An 18181-nucleotide genomic window follows, 5' to 3' on the forward strand; every position below is an offset into this window, starting at 1 on the left:
TCGAATAATGCGCGGCATTTTTTGCATAAAAAAACCCGGAGACAGGCTCCGGGTTTGATGATAGCGAGTAAGTTAACTTATTCCATCCATTCGGTGTGGAACACGCCTTCTTTATCCGTGCGCTTGTAAGTATGCGCGCCGAAATAGTCACGCTGTGCCTGAATCAGGTTGGCAGGCAGAACGGCAGCGCGGTAGCTATCGTAATACGCCACCGCAGCGGAGAAGGTTGGAACCGGGATACCGTTCTGTACAGCGTAAGCAACCACGTCACGCAGCGCCTGCTGGTACTCGTCTGCAATCTTCTTAAAGTACGGTGCCAGCAGAAGGTTAGCGATGCCTGCGTTTTCAGCATAGGCATCGGTGATTTTCTGCAGGAACTGCGCACGAATGATGCAACCCGCGCGGAAGATCTTCGCGATCTCGCCGTAGTTCAGGTCCCAGTTATTCTCGTCAGACGCCGCACGCAGCTGTGAGAAGCCCTGCGCGTAGGAGACGATTTTACCCAGGTACAGGGCGCGACGAACTTTCTCGACGAACTCAGCTTTGTCACCGGCTGGTTTAGCCTGTGGGCCTGACAGCACTTTAGAAGCCGCAACGCGCTGCTCTTTCAGAGAAGAGATATAACGCGCAAAGACGGATTCGGTGATCAGAGACAGCGGCTCACCCAGATCCAGAGAGCTCTGGCTGGTCCATTTACCGGTACCTTTGTTCGCTGCTTCATCCAGAATCACATCAACCAGGTATTTACCTTCTTCATCTTTCTTCGTGAAGATATCTTTGGTGATATCGATCAGGTAGCTGTTCAGCTCGCCTTTGTTCCACTCGGTAAAGGTTTCAGCCAGCTCTTCGTTAGAGAGATTCAGGCCGCCTTTCAGCAGGGAGTATGCTTCTGCAATCAGCTGCATATCGCCGTATTCGATGCCGTTGTGCACCATTTTGACATAGTGACCCGCACCGTCCGGACCGATATAGGTCACACAAGGCTCGCCATCTTCAGCTACGGCTGCAATTTTAGTCAGAATTGGCGCAACCAGCTCGTACGCTTCTTTCTGGCCGCCAGGCATAATAGATGGACCTTTCAGCGCGCCCTCTTCACCACCGGAAACACCGGTACCGATGAAGTTGAAGCCTTCAGCGGACAATTCACGGTTACGACGAATGGTGTCCTGGAAGAAGGTGTTACCGCCATCAATGATGATGTCGCCTTTTTCGAGGTAAGGCTTCAGGGAGTCGATAGCTGCATCGGTACCTGCGCCCGCTTTCACCATTAGCAGGATTCGACGAGGCGTTTCCAGAGACTCAACAAATTCTTTTACCGTATAGAAAGGAACGAGTTTCTTGCCTGGGTTTTCGGCAATCACTTCTTCAGTCTTATCACGGGAGCGGTTGAAAACGGAGACGGTATAACCACGGCTTTCGATGTTGAGCGCCAGGTTGCGCCCCATCACTGCCATACCGACAACGCCGATCTGTTGCTTGGACATTACATACTCCTGTCAGGTGTGGTCACTGTCGGGTAACCCCGACAGATATAATTTGCAAGAATCTTAACTCATAAATCAGGGACAGAGGTAGGCATTTGTGGCCTTGATCACGCAAGACGACACAAAACGGGAGATATTAAATCCCTATAAAGCATGTAGGTATATTTTATTTATAAATGAACTAAGTCACAATATATAATAAACTCTATTACGTATTATGTTTTTTATTAATTGCTTTTTGATAAAGTTCAACCGTTTTATTATACATTGCGTTGAATGAGAAGTTTTCAAGGAAAAATTCATTCCCTGACTTGCCTAATTCAACACGTAAAGCACTATCATTAATTAAGTCAGCGAGTCTGTTTTTGATAGCATCAATATCTGCACGAGGAACGAGATATCCCGTTTTGCCATCAATGACAGATTCAGAAACGCCACCAACGTCTGATGCTAAAACAGGCAAGCCTGCACGCATAGCCTCGAGAATACTGATAGGGAAACCTTCCCAGTTAGAAATTAACAGGAAAATATCACTGTCTGCCAGCAAGGCATCAACGTCTAAACGTTCGCCTGTAAACAGTACATTTTCGCTAATTCCAAGATCCTGTGAAAGCTGTTTCATCTCATCTAACCTGGGGCCTTTTCCTACCAGCGTCAACGCCCAGTTTCTTGTTTCTAATCGACTCAACGCTTTCAATAGGCTTTCATGATCTTTTTGTTCTGAAAAACGAGCTACCGAAATCAACTTCACTACGTCATGAGTATGGTAAACATGAGGAGCAGCACTTTTTAACGGCACGCCATTATGGATCACCGTTTGCTGACTGGCAGACGCAACGTTATGTTCGATTGCAAGTTGTTTATCTTGAGCAGAGACTGTGATTATTTCATCAGTAATTTTACTGAATAATCGTTCAATAACAATGTACAAGCGACGTTTCTTATCATGAACACCATTTGCGAATGACCAACCGTGTACGGTGAAAACAACAGGAATTTTCAGGAAAAGAGCTGCCAACCTCCCTACAATTCCAGCTTTAGAAGAATGAAGTGCAATAACATCCGGAGAAAATTCTTTTATAATCTTGCGTATAATTAAAGCGCATTTAATATCTTTATAAGGCGATATTTCCCTTACCAGCTCAGGGATAATGTGAACTTTCACATTTAATGCGCGAACATCATCAACCAGAGCGCCTTGCTCTCCAACGATTAACTCAACTTGATGACCATCCTTTACTAAACCAGATGTCATATCACGCAAATGAGTCTGAGCCCCACCGATTTCATTCGCGCGTGTAATTATATAAAGAATTTTCATAGTTTTTGAAACAGTCCGATAAGTATATCGTTACTAACGCTCATTAACTTGCAACGAGACAGGTACACCTGGTATTAATGTCTTTTGAATGGTCCAAATCTTCCAGAAAGACCATCAGAAATACCGTAAAAGATCATCATCAACGTTTTCTTTTTTTCTTTATTAAGAATTAAAGATATTGCAGCACGAGCAAAATTCAGGAAAACCTCACGAACTTTATAACCCACTGGAATATATGACTTTCTGATCATAAAGAAGCTATTTCTGACTAAAAAGTAACGTCGCATTGGGCTATGAACAGATATTTTACGTCCTAACAGATTCAGCCTTGAATCACCAATCGTGTGAGCCATTGACGCCTGATTAGTCATTGCAACGCGATACCCTAATTTTTTAGCACGCAGAGCCCACTCCACATCAATATAATCCACGAACAATGCTTCTTCCATTTTACCAACTTTCTCGTAAACTTCAGAAGAAAAGAAAGAGCCAGATGCAATAACGTAGGTGACATCTGTTATTTCTTCTATTGGCGTTCGTTTAATAAATGGACCGATGTAATTAGTGCCCCAATAAAATTCGTTTGTGTGCGGATCATAAAAAGAAGGGCCCAGGATACCAACGTTATTCTGGGTGTACATCTTGTTCATGGCACTGATGAAATTAGCACCTAATACACTGTCTTGATCAAGAAGTAATAAATATTCGGCACCGCGAGATATAGCATTTTCGATACCAATGTTTTGCGCATGCGAAAGACCCATATTCTCGGGCAAACTGATCATGACGAAATTAAATTTTTCTGCTAAATCTTTTATCTCTTCGTAATTTCGAGAGCCGTTATCTATTATAACAGCACTGTCTATTTGGCCTTGCAAAGAAAGAAATTGCTTTTCTAAGCAAAGTATATCAGGGTTAAATGTTACAGTTACAGAACTAATCACGACCTATCACCTATTAATTTTTTTTGTATTTTTCAACAGTATCTTTTACTGCATTCAAATAACCATATCCATTTTTTTTGTCCGGCTCAAGATACGTACCCTCAGCCCATTCATTCCATGCATTTATGAATAAGAATGGAACATTAGCAGAAATAGATTTTTTATAAAGTTGATCGAAATTATTCTTAAATACCTGAGGATTACTTCCTTTCATCACGAGTGATTTAGTTTTTTTCCTTGGCGTATTATCCCAATCAACGAATGCGCCTGAATAATGTGTTTCACTAAAATCCTTTTCAAGGATTTTATCCCAAATTGATTGATAAGATAATATCTGCTCAACGTAATTTGTTTTTAATTTTTCATTAGAAATACGTTTTATTCTTCCGATCACTTTTCGCAATATCGGTTTAAGTTTCCCCATATTGTGTTCAAAAGTACACATTGGTTCAAAATTTAACTCGGCATCAAAATCTAGATTACGATAATCTTGAGCGAATGAGGTAAGTGTTGACACAAAATGTATATCACCGAAAGAAGTTTCTTTTGCCAGTTTCCGCCAATACTGAATCCATTCATTACACTTTTCAAAGCTAGCAGAACGATATAACAGAAATACAGGCTTACCATTATGTTTAATGTATCTTTCGTCTTCGAAAAATGGCTTGAGATAGTTAAAGTGATTTAGCCAGTCTGATTCGTCACCATAACTTTGGGGCATGATAACATCTCGATGACTACCATCCCAACTACGCGTCCATGGTTCGTTAGCCCATGAAAAAAGGAACGGGAGATGTATATCTTTGTTCTCCAGTAAAAGTTCAGCTGGTTTGTCCAGTAAACGCTTACCATTAAACCAGTAATGATAAAAACAAAAACCATCAATATTATGCTTTTTTGCAAGTTCCGATTGCCATTTTAATGTTTCTACATCGAGCAAATTATAATAATAATCGTTCAGAGGTTCTCTGGGCTGGTTATGATTTTTAAAAAGAGGCGTAGCCTTTTTAACATTGACCCATTCGGTAAAACCCTCTCCCCACCATTTATTATTTTCTTCAATCTCATGAAATTGCGGAAGATAAAATGCTAACGTTTTCAAAAATTGCTCCTTATATTTCTATAACAAACTACAAACAAATGAACTGATAACGAAATCAGGAAATAATCCCAAAAGAAGGATAACTGCACCGGCAAAAACTGATGAGAAAAGAAAATAACAATCAAAGCAAACAGGGAATTGAAGTTAAGGAATGAGTTCTTATTGATAAAGCAATTGTGATTTCTCGATACAATATATCCAAACAACATACTGAGTACAGCTAACCCTATACTACCGAAATACAGGAAGGGTAATAACAAGGATGTATAAAAGGCATTAAAATAACCAGCACTGCCTAACAGAACGAAATCTTGTACTTTTGTGAAGAAAGCGCTTTGGTCGTAAAACTTAGCGCCTAGTATACCTAAGAATGAAAATGGACTAGAAAGCTCATACAAGATATCAGTATCACCGCTATCAATTGCATGAGTAAAAAGTGAGTAACCTGCAATCGCATAATTGCGAGTATTAATAAGACTTTGACTTAAGTCGCTATCACCTCTAAAAGTGAATATGGCTAATAACAAAATCAAAAATACACCCAGAGAAAAAATAACCTTCTTCAAAGTCATTTTTCTATCATAGCAATATAATATTAAAATTGCTGCCAACACCGGAGCGAAAACATAGTATCTTGAAATCAAGATACTTTCTTTTCCTACCAACATTAAAAATGAGAAAAATAAGATTGCAGATTTATTTTTATTAATCTTCAAATACAAACCATAACTAATGCCAAAAAGCGGCACCAGGGTTGCAAATACAAATAAATAAGCTGCAAATGCTCCATAGTATTCTTTTATTGATTGATCTTTAAATAAACTTTCTCTGTATTCTGCGAACGAAATACCACTCGTCACTATATTTTTGAACAGGAACGCCAGATAAATCAATATGAAGAAGTTGATTGCAAGTGAAATTTTTACCTGCAAGGAAATATTAAAGAGCGATTGATTATTTATTAGATTATCTTGCTGATGAAATCTTGTTGTTTTATTACCTATATAGCATCCTAAGAAAAAATATAAATAAGAAACAATTAGGATCATCAAACCAGAATCAAATGTGATGTAGAGGCTACTTTGTGAAACCCATAATACTAATGCAAAGACAACATACAGGCATAAATAAAAAGATGGATTTCTAGGTCTTCGTTTAATCATCTTGAATTCTTTTCGCTATTAAAACTCACAAGGACAAAAATAGCCGAAACAATTATTTCTGTAATAATCACGCTAATTGTCACGCCATATGTTGGAGTCAGATGCATTAATAGTATAGAAACTATAATATGCATAAAACTCACAGCAAGATATGTTTTCCTGACAACTTTTGTGAAATGATTAGGTATTAACCACCATTGTCCATATACAACGCCCACTGAAACGATAAATGGCAAAGGAGACATCATCAACAATATCATCGACGATATTCGATATTCTTCACTGTAATAATAAAGTGATACAGGGTATCCTATGACAGCCATTGCGACCGATATTAACAATCCGAACGCAATAAACTTCTTACCATACAAGTGCCAGATTTCATTGAGTGTTTTTCCTTCACTAATCAATGAACTGACTCTTGGGAACATCGCTTGCTGAACAGGACTCATCAAACCTTGCGCTGCAGTTCGGATTTTATCTGCTGCTGAGAAATAACCTGCCAGCGTCGGGCCACCAAAATATCCTATAATTAATATATTTAAAGTCGTATAAAAACTTATAGTTATATTAGATACAAAAAGGTCAAATCCCTTAGATAAAACCGAATAGATTTCTTTTATTGAAACTCTTGTAAATTTGGCCAATTTTTGTTTTTTTATAAAGAAACAAGCCAAAATACCTGAGATAAACATCCCTGATGATTGGCTTATAACGGCCATATTCATATCTTCAGGCGTTTTTACTAAAAGGAAAATCAGAATAAGGGAGACGAATTTTGCAATGGTTGTACATATTGCAATACCCTGCATTTTTTCAATCCCTTGAAATAACCATACAGGGAATAAAACTGTACCTATTACGGATATCATCCCTAACAGGATCAGATAAGAGTATATACTCGTACCATTAATAATTACATATAAAGCAAAAATACATGAAACTATCAGTAATAACGCTAACTTAGCAGCAGTTACTGCTGTATAAATAGAATCAATTTTGGATTGATTATTCTTATTAACTGAAACCAGTAACGTCGCACTAAAGTTAAAGCCATAATCAACAAAAATTATAATGTATTGTAGCCACGCCTGGACCATAGCTACAATTCCAAAATTTTCGGCTCCTAACACTCGCATTAAATATGGGAGGGTTAACAAAGGGAATAAATAGTTTGAAGCCTGAACAAAAAATAGCAGTATAATGTTTTTTTTCACTGGTATGATACACTCAGTAATGTGAAAAAAGCCTGTATGCTATTTACAGGCCTGAGTAGAAATTAATAGTCTGAATCTTTAAAAGCTTTACCAACAAGATCTTTCGAAGACAAACTCGGTGAACAATCGTGGCTGACAGGCCATGCAATGTTCAGTTCGCTGTCTGACCATAAGATTGAACGCTCATGTTCAGGAGAATAATAATTAGTTGTTTTATACACAAATTCTGCTGTATCGCTCAGAACATAAAATCCATGAGCAAATCCCTCAGGGATCCATAATTGTTTTTTATTTTCTGCAGATAAATGTACGCCAACCCATTTCCCATAATAGGGTGAGTCTTTACGAATATCGACAGCGACATCGAAAACTTCACCGACGACACAACGGACTAATTTACCTTGAGCATAGGGCTGTAGTTGGTAGTGCAAACCACGAAGTACATTTTTGCTGGATTTAGAGTGATTATCCTGAATAAAATTCACTTCTTTACCAACGGCTTCGTTGAAAATTCGCTGATTGAAACTTTCCATAAAGAAACCACGATCATCACCAAAAACTTTCGGCTCAAAAATTAGCACATCGGGTATTTCTGTTTTAATGATATTCATTAATTAATAACCTTTGATCATTTTCAGTAAATATTGTCCGTATTGGTTTTTTGACAACGGAGCAGCGAGTTTTTTAACCTGCTCATCATCAATAAATCCTTTGCGGTAAGCAATTTCTTCAGGACAAGCCACTTTCAGCCCCTGACGCTCTTCAATAGTTGCAATGAAGTTACTCGCTTCAATCAGGCTCTGGTGAGTCCCTGTATCAAGCCAGGCAAAGCCACGGCCCATCATAGCCACGGAAAGCTTTCCTTGCTCCATGTAAATACGGTTAATATCCGTGATTTCCAGTTCACCACGTGCTGACGGTTTTAAATTCTTCGCCATCTCAACGACACTGTTATCGTAGAAATAGAGTCCCGTCACTGCATAATTACTCTTCGGTTCCAGCGGTTTTTCTTCGAGGCTGATGGCGGTACCATTTTTATCAAACTCGACAACACCGTAACGCTCAGGATCGTTCACGTGATAGGCAAAAACCGTTGCACCATTTTCTTTATTAACCGCTGCATCCATCAATTTAGGAAGGTCGTGACCATAGAAAATGTTATCCCCCAACACCAGGGCGCAATCATCGTTACCAATGAATTCTTCGCCAATAATGAAAGCCTGCGCCAGACCATCCGGGCTTGGCTGGATTTTATATTGCAGATTCAGCCCCCACTGGCTTCCATCACCCAGAAGTTGTTCAAAACGCGGTGTATCCTGCGGAGTACTAATAATTAAAATATCTCGAATACCAGCCAGCATTAGCGTTGAAAGCGGATAGTAAATCATCGGCTTATCATAAATAGGCAATAATTGTTTACTAACAGCCATTGTCACTGGATACAGACGAGTACCAGAGCCACCCGCCAGAATAATACCTTTACGCGTTTTCATTTCATCATCTCTATAGTCATAAGATGCCCACTCCCAGGCATCCCGATCATTATTAAATCGCTGTCGCTGTAAACCACTCAGTCAGCATACGCTTAACCCCCACGTCCCACTGAGGCAGTGCGAGGTTGAAATTCTGCTGGAACTTTAACGTATTGAGGCGCGAGTTTGCCGGACGTTTTGCAGGCGTAGGGTACGCACTGGTCGGCACGCCATGAAGTTGCTTTAATGCCAGTTCAATTCCTGCTTTGCGCGCTTCATCAAATACCAGAGAGGCATAGTCGTACCAGGTTGTTGTACCACTGGCAACCAGATGATAAGTCCCTGCCACTTCAGGTTTATTCAGGGCAACCCGAATAGCATGAGCCGTACAGTCTGCTAATAATTCAGCACCCGTAGGGGCCCCGAATTGGTCGTTAATAACAGACAGCTCAGAACGCTCTTTTGCCAGTCGCAGCATGGTACGCGCAAAATTATTCCCTTTACCGGCATAAACCCAGCTAGTCCGGAAGATCAAATGGCGTGAACAATTTTCACTTAACGCTTTTTCACCAGCAAGTTTGGTCTCGCCATACACATTAAGCGGCGCTGTGGCGTCCGTCTCAAGCCACGGCGTATCGCCATTACCCGGGAATACGTAATCAGTAGAGTAGTGAACAACCCAGGCCCCCAATATTTGGGCCTCTTTGGCAATCGCCTCGACACTCGTGGCATTCAGCAGCTGAGCAAATTCAGGTTCTGACTCGGCCTTATCGACGGCGGTATGCGCAGCCGCGTTGACGATGACATCAGGCTTAATGCGGCGCACCGTTTCTGCAATGCCTTCAGGGTTGCTGAAATCACCGCAATACTCCTGCGAATGGACGTCAACCGCAATCAAATTGCCCAGCGGTGCCAGAGCACGCTGTAGCTCCCAACCCACCTGACCGGTTTTACCGAACAGAAGAATATTCATCAGGCGCGATCTCCATAGTTTTCTTCAATCCAGGACTTGTAGCTGCCGCTTTTCACGTTCTCTACCCATTTTGGGTTCGCCAGGTACCATTCTACGGTTTTACGAATGCCACTTTCGAAAGTTTCCTGAGGCTTCCAGCCCAACTCCTGACCAATTTTCTCTGCATCAATCGCGTAGCGGCGATCGTGACCCGGGCGGTCAGCCACATACGTTATCTGGTCACGATAGGAACCTTCCTTCGGCACGATTTCATCCAGCAATGAGCAGATGGTATTTACCACATCAAGATTCTGCTTCTCATTGTGGCCGCCGATGTTATAGGTTTCGCCAATCTTGCCCTGGGTTACCACGGTGTATAACGCACGGGCGTGATCTTCTACGTACAGCCAGTCGCGGATTTGGTCTCCTTTACCGTAAACAGGTAGGGCTTTACCCTCCAACGCATTGAGAATGACCAGCGGGATAAGTTTTTCCGGGAAGTGATATGGACCGTAATTGTTAGAACAGTTAGTCACAATGGTAGGGAAACCATAGGTACGCAGCCAGGCACGGACCAAATGATCGCTGGATGCTTTAGAAGCAGAATAGGGACTGCTTGGGGCATAGGCCGTTTTTTCAGTAAACAGCGGCAGTTCAGCTCCCTTGGCCATTTCATCCGGATGCGGAAGATCGCCATAGACTTCATCTGTTGAGATATGGTGGAAACGGAAAGACGCTTTTTTATCAGCATCTAACGCTGACCAGTATTGGCGGCTTGCTTCCAGCAGTACATAGGTACCAACAATGTTAGTCTCAATAAAGGCTGCCGGGCCGGTGATCGAGCGATCAACGTGGCTTTCGGCCGCCAGGTGCATCACCGCATCCGGCTGGTGCTCTGCAAAAATACGCGCCATGGCATTGCTGTCGCAGATATCGGCATGTTCAAAATGATAGCGTTCGCTGTGCGAGACTTCGGCCAGCGATTCAAGATTCCCTGCATAAGTCAGTTTATCGACGTTAATAACAGAATCTTGCGTATCATTAATAATGTGTCGTACCACCGCAGACCCAATAAAGCCTGCTCCACCAGTGACCAGAATTTTCACGTTTATTTCGCTCTTAATGTTATCAGAAACAATTAATTAGTTGCTGTCGCCCAGGTAACTATTGATAAGCTTCCAGGGCGGAGAAACTGACAATCTGCTATTTTAACTTACCTTTACATTCCAAAGTAAATCGCAGATACCGTCGGTTGGATTAAATGCTGCAGGTGCCTGTAAAAGTATCTCTCGCACGCGCTCGTAGTCGAACTGACAGCAGGCGTTGTCGAGGTCACGGAGAATAATGCTCATCTCACTCCACGGCAACATCACCTCGTTAGCAGTCCTGATACGCGGGTGCTGCGTAACGGATACATTGTCGCCGATAAGCAACTCTTCATACAGTTTCTCACCAGGCCGCAGACCTGTTGTTTTTATCGCAATATCGCCATAAGGGTTTTTATCATCGCGAACGGTAAGCCCTTGCAACGTAATCATGCGGTGCGCAAGATCGATGATCTTGACTGGTTCCCCCATATCCAGAACAAAAACATCGCCGCCCGTGCCCATGGCTCCCGCCTGGATAACCAATTGAGCCGCTTCAGGAATAGTCATAAAGTAACGCGTGATATCTTCGTGAGTCAGCGTCACCGGTCCACCTGCAGCAATCTGTTTTTCAAATAACGGCACAACTGAGCCTGATGAGCCTAACACGTTGCCGAAACGAACCATACTGAAGCAGGTTTTACTGGATTCCTTCGCCAGCGCTTGCAGCACCAGCTCCGCCATGCGCTTGGTCGCCCCCATGGTGTTGGTAGGGCGAACGGCTTTATCAGTCGAAATCAAGACAAAGTTTTCAACACCGCAACTTGCCGCAGCCTGAGCGCAGCTCAACGTACCAAAGATATTATTGCGCACGCCATCAAGTACGTTGAACTCGACAAGCGGTACATGCTTGTACGCCGCAGCATGATAAATTGTGTCGACGTTGAATGCTCTGATTAACCTTTCGAGATGCTCTTTATCCTGAACGTTTCCGAGGATTGGATAGATTTTAACCTTAAAATCCTGACCCAGATTCAGGTTACGCAGTTCAGAATCAATGGAATAGAGGGAGAACTCAGACAATTCGAACAGAATAAGCTGGTTTGGCTTATTTTTAATTATCTGTCGGCAAAGTTCAGACCCTATAGACCCCCCTGCCCCGGTAACCATCACTGTTTTCCCGTTGATATTACGGGATATCAGTTCCGGAATGGGTGAGACAGGATCGCGGCCCAGCAGGTCTGTAATAACGACTTTGCGCAAGGAATCAATACTTGCCTTCCCCTCCACCAGATCGACCATTCCCGGGATGGAGAGCACTTCACACGGCAGACCTTCCAGGGTTTTAATGACTTCGTTTTTTCTGGCCCGGCTTGCGCTTGGCATGGCCAGCAGAATTTTCTTCGCTTCGTATTTCTCAACCAGCCAGGGCAGTTTTTCTGGTGCGAAGACGCTTACCCCGTGAATCACCTGACCTTGCAGGGCGCGATTATCGTCGACAAAAGCAACGGGGTAATATTCGTCCATTTGGCTCAGCGCAGGCAGTAATTGACGACCCGATGCACCTGCACCATAAATAACTACCCGGGTGCCCAGATTCAACCCACGATTCACCAACATCCTCATTCCAAGCCGTGATCCGGCAACAAGCAGCAGGCCGAATGAGAAATAGATAAACGGAATCGTTCTCGGCAAATAGAGGTTGGTATAGAACGCTGCGATAATAAGCAAAATGGACGATATGACCATCCCCATCGTTACGACCAATAATATCTTGGCAGTAATATAACGGATTACGGCCCGATACAGCCCTAACTTAACAAATATTGCCAGAGTAACTGAAATTATTGAGAAAATAAAAAGCCAATGTTCCGTGCTATATATCGGAGTCATTGAATCAATACGCACCCAAAATGCAAACCAAAAAGCGCATAAGAGCAGTATAACATCTATAAAGAGAGTAATAATTCGCTTAATTGGTCTGGGTAAAGATATTAAATAATTTAGCATACTAAAAACTGGTCGCCTCACTAAAGCTTGCATTCAGTTTATAAAATAGTACCAGCAGGACACACTGAGTAATCGTCTACTTTAGTATTATAACCGCCCACTGTCCCCGCCTGGAGAAACGCTGATTTCCCAATCACAGCGCTGCCCGCAAGATGGACACCGACACCTAAATGAGCGAAATCACCAAGAATGGAATCGTGATCTATGGTCGAGTGGCTATTCACAATCGTCGCCAAACCTAATTTTGCGTTGGCACCCACTACAGCTCCCGCTAACACAACAGTTCCCTCAGCAAGGGTCGCCGATGGACTGACAAATGCAAAGGGATGTATAAGCGTTACAGGATGAATACCTAAGTCGAGCAGTTGCTGATAGAGCTGCCCTCTGACTTTATTGTTTCCGATGCCAATAGCGACATGACTGACCTTACCGATATGTAACTGTAGTTCGGAAATTTTTCCGATAATCAGCTGGTTAATTTCCTGGCAAGCAGAGGTATTATCGTCGAGGAAAACGATATCCTTATATCCCAGCAGTCTCGCTGTCTCGTACAGCGTACGACCATGACCACCTGCGCCCAAAATCAATAAGTCATGCATTGACGTTGCTCTCTTTGTCTTTAACGCCTGCACCACATTTCAGCGCAACAACGAGAAGCGGGAACCAGGCGATGAGCAGCCCCACAACACCATCAATTTTGCCTGAGGCAATAAAAAAGGCGAAGGGGAAAAGCCACAGCAGATTGACGGCAATTGCCAATGATGTCACCGGGACGTGGCTGCCATATTTTCTTGCGAGGATTTGGTAGCCATGGCTGGCATGTGCTTCATAGACCTTTTTACCTGCTACGAGCCTCCTCAATAACGTTGTCGTGGCATCGACGATAAAAACGCCCAGCAGGCATAATTCTGCAATAAAGAAGTGCGAGTCTACTTTCGCAATATGCAGGATCATCAGTCCGATTGTTATCCCAAGAAAACCACTTCCGGCATCACCCATGAAGATTTTCGCGACCGGGAAGTTCCAGACAAGAAAGCCGGCTCCGGCACCAATAAGGGCAAGCGTGAGAGGATAAAGATTGCCTGGTGCGTCTGAATATTGGTTGATAACGATCAATACCGCACTACATGCGGCAAAAGTGATGGCCTGCGAGCTCGCTAAGCCATTAATCCCATCCATAAAATTATATAAGTTAAGCATCCAGACCAGATAAACGCAGCCCAGAATCATACCCACCCAGGATAAGGAAACGTCATAACCAAACAGCGTAATGACAGGGAAAGAACCTAAGAAGTAGATGCCGATTGCTGCCGCCAGGAAATGCATCAACAGACGCCAGCGTGCCGCGATATGGCCGTGATCGTCAAGGAAACCGATGATGGCAACAATCAATCCTGGAATAAATAACCCCAGGAAGCTATCCAGCGTCAGCGCGCGGCTGAAATAAAACCAGACTAACGCCGCCAGGAGCGTCAGAACGATAGCCACCCCCCCCCCTCGTGGGGTTGGTACCGAATGCGAACTTCGCTGGTTTGGACGGTCAATAACGTTATGCTTAATGGCATAACCGCGTAGCCCCCAGGTCAGCGCGCATGATACTAAAAAAGCGAATATCAAAATCCCAAAACTCATCATTATTTATTACCTTCGATATAATATTTCGCCGTTTTTTTCATTGTTTCAAAAAGCGTTATCGGGGGCGTCCAGTTTAAATGTTCCCGGGATTTAGAGGCATCGACTTCCAGATCGCCAAACAGCTGATCGTAAATACCTCGTTTACCAACTGAAGAAAGCAATAACCTGAAGATACCCGTTGGAAATGAGACCAGTTTCGCTTTAATGCCCATTCCTGAGGCAAAGGCATTAATCATATCTTCGGTTGAAGGACGTTCTGCATCGGCCAGTAAATAGAGTTGATTTTTAGATTTCTCATTTACCACGCATTCGCTGATGAAACTGACGACATTATCCAGAGACACCAGCGCTCGCTTGTTCCTGACATTTTTAAAGGGCAACGGTAGGTTTTTAGAAACCAGTTTTAAAAGGCGCTGTATATTACCCGGTGCATTTTCACCACAAATCAACGCCGGGCGAACAATGGTGATCGCCATATCGCTTTCTGCAAATTGATTAAGCAGGCTCTGCTCGGCTTCTCGCTTGGAAATAGCGTAATCAGAAGTGGGTTGTGGTTCCGAGGCCTCAGTAAATGGGATCCCTGAGGTGGCATTACCGTTAACGCCGATTGAGCTTACAAAGATAAAATGTTTAACTCCGCTGGTCGCAGCATCGCTCGCTAATTTCATCGTTGCGTCGTGATTGACACGGCGAAATTCCGCTAAAGCGTCCTGAGCATCATCATTAAGGATATGCGCCCTTCCTGCGGTATGAATGACAGTGTCGCATCCTTGCAGGAGATTTAACCAGTTGGTATTTGCTGAGATATCACCCAGGTTGTAAATGCCCTGTTCAGGGTTCTCCTGCTTGCGCGTTGTTAATATCACCTCGTGTCCTGATGACTTCAACGCCTGGACTAAAGCAGTTCCAAGAAACCCGGTCCCGCCCGTCACCATTACTTTCATTGACATCCCCTATCCGCTCAATCTGATATTTACGCCCGCACGTAGTGCAGATTTGCGTGAGACTGTCTCGTTCACAACTGTTCGTTTAAAATTCAATTGTAAATGCCAGGCACGCTACCGCCCCTGGCTTAACAGCTACCAGTGCACTGAGCGATGTTTGATTAATGATTTTGCTTGTCTGGTTACAGACAAAAACTGGCGTTAATTGTCGTCCTAAACGACCAGAGAAACAAGCACAAATCGCTACAAAGCTGCTGAGATTTGAATCAGATAACCCTATGTAATCATTAAAATTAATAACAAAAAACGGCAGTTATCATTTTGGTTATGTCTCAACACCAAAAATGATAACTGCCGTTTGTTCTGGACGCGGAATGAATATCAGTCTTTAGCCAACAGCTTCTCAATCCGGTTTCTGAACTTCGCCCCTTCCTTCAGATTGCGCAGCCCATAGTTCACAAACGCCTGCATGTATCCCAGCTTCTTACCGCAGTCGTAGCTGTCACCTGTCATCAGCATTGCGTCAACGGACTGTTTTTTCGCCAGTGCTGCAATTGCATCGGTCAACTGGATACGATCCCAGGCGCCTGGCTCAGTTTTTTCCAGTTCCGCCCAGATATCGGCATTCAGAACATAACGGCCAACAGCCATCAGATCCGAATCCAGCGTCTGCGGCTGATCGGGTTTTTCGATGAACTCAACGATGCGGCTCACCTGCCCTTCCGTCTCCAGCGCTTCTTTTGTCTGGATAACGGAGTACTCGGAGAGATCGCCCTTCATGCGTTTCGCCAGCACCTGACTACGGCCCGTTTCTTTGAAACGAGCCACCATTGCCGCCAGGTTGTAACGCAGCGGATCGGCTGAAGCGGTATCGATGATGATGTCCGGAAGAACAACGATGAATGGGTTATCACCCACTACCGGACGGGCACACAAAATCGAGTGACCCAGACCCAGCGGCTGAGCCTGACGCACGTTCATAATGGTTACGCCTGGCGGACAGATAGACTGCACTTCTGCCAGCAGCTGGCGTTTGACGCGCTGCTCAAGCAGCGCTTCGAGTTCGTAAGAGGTGTCGAAGTGGTTCTCAACCGCATTCTTGGACGAATGGGTAACCAGGACGATTTCTTTGATCCCTGCAGCAACAATCTCGTCGACGATGTATTGAATCATCGGTTTGTCGACGATCGGCAGCATCTCTTTAGGGATGGCTTTAGTGGCTGGCAGCATATGCATGCCCAGGCCTGCTACCGGAATGACTGCTTTCAAATTAATCATTATTTCTTCCACCTTAAAATGGTTGACGAATTATAGCTCTTAAACCTGTTTTCGCCAGCATGATTTGCCGTAATCCTCTGACAATGTTACGCCTTAGCCCCACAAATTTCTGTAGTTGTAATCTGAATAGATCACACTTCTGTGCCAGGAATAGTCTCAAAAAAGAAAGTTGTCGATTATCTGTGCGGAAGCGCAAAATTCAGCCTTTCCACATTCACTACCTGCTGATCCACCCGGTCAATATCCACCGAACTCTGCCCCTTCTCATTCACCGCTTTAATGTTCGCCAGCGACAGCAAGGTTTCGTCTTTGGCCATAAATTTACCCCGCACATCTTTACGCAGATCGAAGTTGATCTTCAGCGCGGGGCCAATAGCTGCCTCCTGCATCACATTGATATTACGTAAGAAAAGATGCTGCGGCTTATTGTGCAGCTCAAGCGTTGCCCGCTTCATCTCCACGTTGGTGACCGCTACAAAGGAGGTCGCATTACCGGATGAAATTTGAATTCCGCGCAGCTTATACGCTAGCTGGCGATTATCCAGGTGGATATTGTTAAGCTTGAAGTTCTGCGGGATGGACAAATAATCGCCTTTAATAACGCCATAGCCGATTAACATTCCGGCACTATTGACCATGTCGACATTATCAATAATGAAATTATCACAGCCATAAATGGCGACAGTTGCGTTGTCTATACCCGCCTTTTTACTGAAATCGGGGGTAATATTTTTGGCCTTTATATTGCGGATAACAAAGTGTTTCCCGTTCTCAACGTGCACCAGCTGGCGACAGTTGCTGCCGGTGATATTTGCCACCACGAAGTTCTTCACGGTTTGCTTTTCCGGGTAGTCGTTATCGTAGGTGCTGCCGGCGAGGCCGATGCCGATGCCCCAGTTGATCTTGCCGTTGGTGCAGTTGATGTTATCGATCACATGATCGGAGATCAGAATATTGCGGTCATTGATGGCCACGTTCCACTCGATCGCATCGCCCTGCAGATGGCTGAATTTGCTGTTGGTGATCCGGGCGCCATCAACCTGATTGTGAAAGCCCTGGCGCAGGATGGCGTAGTTGGCCTGGCTCACGCTGATGTTATCAATCACCAGATTGCGCATCACGCGAGGTTTCTTGCCGCCAATGTAGATCTGCGTCACCGGACCAAACCCGCTCATCGCCAGCCCTTTGATCGCGCAGTCCGAGCCGCGAATGTCGAGCGTGATGTTCTCCGTGCGCCCGCTGCCTTCACCGATCACTTTGCAGCCTTCCTGCAGCACAAAACGCCCACGTCCGTTGCCGGTCAACGCTCCGCGGATCAGCAGCGTTTTACCGTCGGGAATGAAAATGCCCGTATTGATGTTTTCGCAGGTAAGTCCGGCCGGGACAACGACGGTGTCACCGTCCTTAAACGCCTGCTTAAAAGCGGCGATCCAGTCGTTGTTATTGTACTGATTAATGGAGACCGTCTTTCCGCTTGCCGCCCGCGCCATGCGGGACGACAGCAGCGGCGAGGCCGCCAGAACAGACAGAGAAGAGACAAAGGTGCGTCGGGTAATCTTTTTCAGCATACAACC

At 44.2% G+C, this 18181-nt stretch carries 16 protein-coding genes; all 16 read right to left on the reverse strand.

Translation table 11 applies throughout. The features are described 5' to 3' along the window. Nucleotides 1–77: 77 nt before the first annotated feature. The 16 genes from gndA to wcaM all read right to left on the reverse strand — a co-directional run bounded on the left by gndA (nt 78) and on the right by wcaM (nt 18175). Entirely contained in the window at nt 78–1484 is a 1407-nt protein-coding gene (gene gndA, locus ACTJI7_RS08830; RefSeq protein WP_028013772.1) for an NADP-dependent phosphogluconate dehydrogenase, read from the reverse strand. 208 nt (nt 1485–1692) lie between these two features. Further along, complete coding sequence (locus ACTJI7_RS08835; RefSeq protein WP_045629816.1) at nt 1693–2805, reverse strand: glycosyltransferase family 4 protein; 1113 nt, start codon at nt 2803–2805, stop codon at nt 1693–1695. 74 nt (nt 2806–2879) lie between these two features. Further along, nucleotides 2880–3749 carry a rhamnosyltransferase gene (locus ACTJI7_RS08840; protein ID WP_063154997.1) on the reverse strand — a complete coding sequence of 290 codons (870 nt, stop codon included), beginning with the start codon at nt 3747–3749 and terminating at the stop codon, nt 2880–2882. A gap of 13 nt (nt 3750–3762) precedes the next feature. Further along, a complete protein-coding gene (locus ACTJI7_RS08845; protein WP_063154998.1) occupies nt 3763–4851 on the reverse strand; it encodes a glycosyltransferase WbsX family protein in 1089 nt (362 codons plus the stop codon). Then, a complete protein-coding gene (locus tag ACTJI7_RS08850) occupies nt 4848–6014 on the reverse strand; it encodes an O-antigen polymerase (protein ID WP_440670224.1) in 1167 nt (388 codons plus the stop codon). The genes ACTJI7_RS08845 and ACTJI7_RS08850 overlap by 4 nt, the downstream gene beginning before the upstream one ends. Continuing rightward, a complete protein-coding gene (locus ACTJI7_RS08855; RefSeq protein WP_041909152.1) occupies nt 6011–7231 on the reverse strand; it encodes an oligosaccharide flippase family protein in 1221 nt (406 codons plus the stop codon). Before ACTJI7_RS08855 ends, ACTJI7_RS08850 begins: the two co-directional genes overlap by 4 nt. A gap of 62 nt (nt 7232–7293) precedes the next feature. Then, entirely contained in the window at nt 7294–7842 is a 549-nt protein-coding gene (gene rfbC, locus ACTJI7_RS08860; protein ID WP_074147965.1) for a dTDP-4-dehydrorhamnose 3,5-epimerase, read from the reverse strand. A 3-nt stretch (nt 7843–7845) separates the two neighbouring features. Then, complete coding sequence (gene rfbA, locus ACTJI7_RS08865; protein ID WP_047174557.1) at nt 7846–8724, reverse strand: glucose-1-phosphate thymidylyltransferase RfbA; 879 nt, start codon at nt 8722–8724, stop codon at nt 7846–7848. Nucleotides 8725–8776: 52 nt separating this feature from the next. Further along, nucleotides 8777–9676 (reverse strand): dTDP-4-dehydrorhamnose reductase, encoded by a 900-nt coding sequence (gene rfbD / locus ACTJI7_RS08870; protein ID WP_063155000.1) that lies wholly within the window; start codon nt 9674–9676, stop codon nt 8777–8779. Beyond that, nucleotides 9676–10761 carry a dTDP-glucose 4,6-dehydratase gene (rfbB, locus tag ACTJI7_RS08875; RefSeq protein ID WP_063155001.1) on the reverse strand — a complete coding sequence of 362 codons (1086 nt, stop codon included), beginning with the start codon at nt 10759–10761 and terminating at the stop codon, nt 9676–9678. The genes rfbD and rfbB overlap by 1 nt, the downstream gene beginning before the upstream one ends. A 102-nt stretch (nt 10762–10863) precedes the next feature. Beyond that, complete coding sequence (locus tag ACTJI7_RS08880; RefSeq protein WP_063155002.1) at nt 10864–12750, reverse strand: polysaccharide biosynthesis protein; 1887 nt, start codon at nt 12748–12750, stop codon at nt 10864–10866. Between the two features lie 38 nt (nt 12751–12788). Further along, nucleotides 12789–13349, reverse strand: coding sequence for a PglD-related sugar-binding protein (locus ACTJI7_RS08885; protein WP_063155003.1), 561 nt, complete (start codon nt 13347–13349; stop codon nt 12789–12791). Beyond that, nucleotides 13342–14385 carry an MraY family glycosyltransferase gene (locus ACTJI7_RS08890; RefSeq protein ID WP_063155004.1) on the reverse strand — a complete coding sequence of 348 codons (1044 nt, stop codon included), beginning with the start codon at nt 14383–14385 and terminating at the stop codon, nt 13342–13344. Before ACTJI7_RS08890 ends, ACTJI7_RS08885 begins: the two co-directional genes overlap by 8 nt. Beyond that, nucleotides 14385–15335, reverse strand: coding sequence for an NAD-dependent epimerase/dehydratase family protein (locus ACTJI7_RS08895; protein ID WP_080454789.1), 951 nt, complete (start codon nt 15333–15335; stop codon nt 14385–14387). The genes ACTJI7_RS08890 and ACTJI7_RS08895 overlap by 1 nt, the downstream gene beginning before the upstream one ends. A gap of 375 nt (nt 15336–15710) precedes the next feature. Next, nucleotides 15711–16607, reverse strand: coding sequence for a UTP--glucose-1-phosphate uridylyltransferase GalF (galF, locus tag ACTJI7_RS08900; RefSeq protein ID WP_440670219.1), 897 nt, complete (start codon nt 16605–16607; stop codon nt 15711–15713). Nucleotides 16608–16783: 176 nt separating this feature from the next. Beyond that, a complete protein-coding gene (gene wcaM / locus ACTJI7_RS08905; protein ID WP_248204048.1) occupies nt 16784–18175 on the reverse strand; it encodes a colanic acid biosynthesis protein WcaM in 1392 nt (463 codons plus the stop codon). Nucleotides 18176–18181 lie beyond the last annotated feature (6 nt).

Origin of the sequence: Enterobacter sp. 22499 (genome assembly GCF_052044815.1) — a bacterium.
In the GTDB taxonomy this organism is placed as follows: Bacteria; Pseudomonadota; Gammaproteobacteria; order Enterobacterales; family Enterobacteriaceae; genus Enterobacter; species Enterobacter bugandensis.